This is a genomic window from Vibrio renipiscarius, from assembly GCF_000827885.1.
Lineage (GTDB): Bacteria > Pseudomonadota > Gammaproteobacteria > Enterobacterales > Vibrionaceae > Vibrio > Vibrio renipiscarius.
The window spans coordinates 1-4,921 of sequence record NZ_JTKH01000022.1 but is presented as its reverse complement, the minus strand read 5'-3'; the positions used below and the strand labels follow the sequence as shown (position 1 = coordinate 4,921).

Here is a 4,921-nt window from a genome sequence, read left to right as displayed (position 1 = left end):
ACCAATTACCATATCAGGGTAATTGGTCTGTTTTATCGTAAAGCCATTCACCTAGAACCACCTCAGCCTCACTCTCAGGGCTAGAACCAGTCGCTAATCGCTAGACTGATATTCATACTAGAATCAGCGATAACTCTGCCCTAACTGGCTGTAGTGCGATTCTGCTATGAACTAGGGTGTTGAGTCGGTTGACTGGTATCAGATGAAATTACCCTGAGAAATGCAGATAGAGTTGGAACCGTAACCGTCGACGCCGTCGGGAAACTCACTAAAAATCACTTAAAAGACCGGAGGAAGACCGGACGAGAGAAATTGGTGCAGTGATTCGGGGAAAGCTATGTTGGGGAAGTCAGGCAGAACAAGGCTTGAGGGATGATAGCTAGGTCAGTCTAGTGTGACCGACCCAGCGACTTAGGATTTTAAGTTGGTGTTGGGGTTGTGGTGTGGGCTTACTTCGGGTTAACGGTTACTTTTTTTATGTATATCAAAAAGCATTCCTACGGGTGACTTCTTAAGTTTATTATTTTCATCAGATAAGTCTCGAATTGATTGAGGTATCTCTTTGAGCTTGGGAACATCAAGGAGTTGATCTGCTGCAATAGTAGCCATCCCCCAAACAGGTAACCCCGTAATGGCAGCAGTAACTTCAAGCGAACCAACTACTAGCCAGGAACCAATATCTTTTCCTGCAAATTTCCATTTCTTGGCTGTTAATTCATCAATATTTTTTTGATGTTTTTCAAAGGCAGAAGTTAAGTTGTCGAAAATCTTGTCGCGACTACGGTGAAAGTTTGAAGGATTCGACTCGATCAGATCATTAATTCCTTGACCTAGAATACTCCGAATATCTTCCATTGCCCCTTCTCTACGTATAGCAATTAATGATTCGGGAGGTATGTTGCCAAGCCACTGCATATCACCACCACCTAAATCATTAAGTCCTTTAACGACATGGAGATTTTCTGATTCAAGTTCATTCTCAACCCTTTCAGCATCATATTCCATTTTCCAAACTAAATATTGCCATGATGTAGGAGCATCAATTATGGGTGAACCATTCAACCGACGAGACTTAATTAGCATCTCATTACTGACACTCATCCGCCCTAATGAATTTAGAGCTAACAGTAATCCGGGAGAATCTACAAATGGTTTGTAATGACTACTTTCTAATGCTCTCGCTAGCTGTGTTCCGATATCCCCAGTCCAGGTTGTATCAAACAATACTCTACTTTTATCACTTACTTCAGCAACGGCTCTCTCTATAGTGTCGAGTTCTTGTGCGAACTCGACCATTTCTTCGAAAGATTCAAACTTTCTGTTAAACAGCTTACCAGAATGTATCAGTGAATCCTCCTTGCCTAAGGAATGGAAAAATTTACCTTCTTCCTCTTCGAGTATTGATTGATCTGGAAGAACGACAACTATAGGTACTTCGAGATCAGCACAAGCCAACTCCTTATATTGCAGAATATTCATTGCGTGCTTAATGAGGTAATAGGCTTTATCCTCATCTGAATAATTTGAAAATATTAGTTTTGACCTAAGAAATGGATCTGGAAGAACTATTGTGTCTGCGTATATGCCACATTTTGATGCAATGTTTTCATCATGTGACGGAAAGAGGTCGCCACCGAAAATGCCTTTAATATTGCCTCGCATATCTTCGACATGTATTTGAGCTATCTCCCCTAAACCTTCCCAAAATTGAGTGATTATGCCCAAGAATTCATCAATGTTCGCCAAGAGCATGTCGATGGATTTTTGATTTTGGGTTAAGGCTCGCCCTGCATCATGTGGAGTAAGGTTTTGCTTGAGCATCATGTCATAAAAACGACCGAAATTATCTTCAATAAATTTGAAATACATATTCTGTATTTCACTTAACGAAGCTTCCTTTTTTAGCTCCTGTCTGTCATGCATTGCTGTTACAGCAAGTGCCATAGAGCGAACAGCTCCATCAACAGTGCTAAGGTCAACTTCACCATCGGGACCTTTTCGAACAGCTAGAAGACTTTTTTCTACATCTAACCCTTCCGCGATTTGGATCTTCCCTGCTTTAAATTGCTTTTGAAGTATGTCTAAACGACGACGAAGCCTTTTTTCATACTCAGCTTCTTCTTTTAGTTGTTCTTCGCTCATATGTATCCTAGCTCTTTTTCGTTAAAGAATTGCGGTTATAACATTGATATTTAAGTCAAAAAAACATACTCAGCTATAGTTTTCCCCTAGTATTTTATTCTAGATTTAACACCTAATTTGAGTACTCACCGAAAAAAACAGTAAATTGCTGATTTACTGTTTTGTGAGCCTATCAATTACTCACATCACCAACCAACTCAGCGACATTTGCACTTACCTCTCTCAGCCTTGAACTTGCCAAGTGAGCATATCGAGTACTAGTCTGTGGTGACTGATGCCCTAGTAAATGTTGAACATCATAGAGCGTAGCATTCCCACTATTTATCAGAATTGATGCAAAGCTATGCCTGAGGTCGTGAATACGAAAGCTATCTTTAATACCAGATGCTTTCCTGATTCGAGCAAATGCTTTCTTTGGATGAGCAATTGGTCGCCCCTCTGCATCACCTGCGAAGATGTATGGATTTTTTAGCTTCTGAAACCTTTGCTGATCTTTCATTACCTCCTTAGCTAGATCATTTAACAGTACTGTCCTCGATAACCCAGATTTTGTATGCGGTAGAAATAGACTCCAGTTGCCGTCGTCGTCGACGGTAAGGCACTCCCATTTTGAGCTTGTTATTTCACCGATACGCATTCCCGTTAGCAGAGCAAATTTTAATGCATTAGCCTGAGTGCGATTAGGTTCCTCGTTGCATGCCCTAATGAAGTTGGCTACCTCCTGACGGTTTAGGAAGAACTGACGAACATTGTTCTCCTTGAGTTTTCGTATGTATTGTCCCGGATGCTTGTCTACGAATCCCCATTCCATTGCAAGCCTGAACATACGAAGGATCAAGGAACGTAGACGGTTCACGGTTGATGGCTTACGCCCCTCTAGTAATCCATCAAGCAATTTCTGAATGTCTTGCTGACCGATATCAGTGAGTGGCTTCTTGCCCCATTTCGGGTAGAAATGTAGCTTGAGACTACCAGCATCACTTTTAGCGGTGAGCTTGTTCATCATTGCATAGGGAAGATAGTGCAACTCAGCGAACTCTTGGAATGTGAGTACGTTACGCTTTTCATCCCTCATCGCTTTGGGGTCATTACCTAGTGCAATTTCTCGCTTATGGTCGTTAGCGATTTGCCTAGCGGTGTTGATGTCGATTGCTGGGTATTCGCCAAGCTGAACAGATTTTTTGGTCCCATGTAGGGTGTACCTGAACAGGAACCTCTTTCTGCCTTGTCGGTTAACGATCAGCTTTAAGCCGCTACATAACTCATCGGTGTACTCAGTTTCTTTACTGCGACTCGTCGACGGCGTCGGCGGTAGGGAATCAAGTTGGCGCTTGTTGAACTTAAATTTCTTAGATTTCATCACTGCCATCTCACTCATTGTCTATTGAAAAATATTTACGCAATTCAGCTAGCAATGTCTTAGGCATCAGCAGATAGATCCCCTTGCCACTATCCTCGACGATGCTCAGAGTAAGCATCATATCTGGCTCTAATTCATCCTCGAATTCGGTGTAGGTTAATGCTCGTTCTAGCAGTTCGAGGTCAGTACCGTCGACGCCGTCAGCAGTTAGGTCAGAAATTGAGGTTAAAAACCAGAGTTCACATTGCAGTTCATCCCATGCTTGCTGGGTTTCTGCTTCATCGTGAAATGGTTCGGTGAGTATGGTTTTGACTTGTTCTTGTAGGATGGCGGTGATTTGTAGGTCGCTTAGGTCTTGAATTTTGGTTAGTTTAATCATAATTAACTCCATGATTTTCAGTATCAAAGTGTTAATATGTGCTTGATTTGTAACCTAGTTCGGTTGTTTGACTTGAAGATTTTAAGCATATGAAAAAGAAAGAACCATTTATTGAAGAATACATTAGTTACCGGATTTACAATCATGGAAGCGAATACTATTTGGCTGCTGAAACACTCTCTGGATTAGAAGAGTCGCATACTGCTGCAATTGCAACCTGTTATTCATTTGCAATAGAACTGTTTTTGAAAAGCCTTAAAGCAACCAAACAGATGGTGCATGTTGTAAGTGCATCATATGATCTAATAGATGAAACCTTATTAAAACCAACAAGAGAGGCGGGGGGAGGTCACAACCTATTAGCTCTGTTTCAATGTTTAGATACTAGTGTACAAGAAGAGATAATAGACCTTTACTTTAATACTCGCCCGTTTCGAGAAGATAATTTCATTGAAGACCTAAGAAGAAATAGTACTGTGTTCATTGATTGGCGCTACCAGTTTGAGGGAAAAACTTACATCTTGGAACCAGATACGTTGAGAAAAATAGCTGCGGTACTCAATCAGTATGTAAAACACAAGCTCAGCGAACAAAGCGAAAAGTACAGATCAGAAACTCACAACCCCAACACCAACTTAAAATCCTAAGTCGCTGGGTCGGTCACACTAGACTGACCTAGCTATCATCCCTCAAGCCTTGTTCTGCCTGACTTCCCCAACATAGCTTTCCCCGAATCACTGCACCAATTTCTCTCGTCCGGTCTTCCTCCGGTCTTTTAAGTGATTTTTAGTGAGTTTCCCGACGGCGTCGACGGTTACGGTTCCAACTCTATCTGCATTTCTCAGGGTAATTTCATCTGATACCAGTCAACCGACTCAACACCCTAGTTCATAGCAGAATCGCACTACAGCCAGTTAGGGCAGAGTTATCGCTGATTCTAGTATGAATATCAGTCTAGCGATTAGCGACTGGTTCTAGCCCTGAGAGTGAGGCTGAGGTGGTTCTAGGTGAATGGCTTTACGATAAAACAGACCAATTAC

General features: G+C 41.8%; 4 protein-coding genes. 1 reads left to right on the top strand and 3 read right to left on the bottom strand.

Going from position 1 to position 4,921, the window contains the following annotated elements:
• Positions 1–459: 459 nt before the first annotated feature.
• The 3 genes from OJ16_RS12385 to OJ16_RS12375 all read right to left on the bottom strand — a co-directional run bounded on the left by OJ16_RS12385 (position 460) and on the right by OJ16_RS12375 (position 3,881).
• Positions 460–2,142, bottom strand: a complete 1,683-nt coding sequence (locus tag OJ16_RS12385) for a hypothetical protein (protein WP_040991116.1) — start codon at positions 2,140–2,142, stop codon at positions 460–462.
• A 172-nt stretch (positions 2,143–2,314) separates the two neighbouring features.
• Positions 2,315–3,502 (bottom strand): site-specific integrase, encoded by a 1,188-nt coding sequence (locus OJ16_RS12380; protein ID WP_173425029.1) that lies wholly within the window; start codon positions 3,500–3,502, stop codon positions 2,315–2,317.
• Positions 3,503–3,512: 10 nt separating this feature from the next.
• On the bottom strand, positions 3,513–3,881 hold the full coding sequence (locus OJ16_RS12375) for a hypothetical protein (RefSeq protein ID WP_040991113.1): 369 nt from the start codon (positions 3,879–3,881) through the stop codon (positions 3,513–3,515).
• An 89-nt stretch (positions 3,882–3,970) separates the two neighbouring features.
• Between OJ16_RS12375 and OJ16_RS12370 the strand changes: the two genes are divergently transcribed.
• Complete coding sequence (locus tag OJ16_RS12370) at positions 3,971–4,528, top strand: hypothetical protein (RefSeq protein ID WP_040991111.1); 558 nt, start codon at positions 3,971–3,973, stop codon at positions 4,526–4,528.
• The last annotated feature ends 393 nt before the right edge of the window (positions 4,529–4,921 follow it).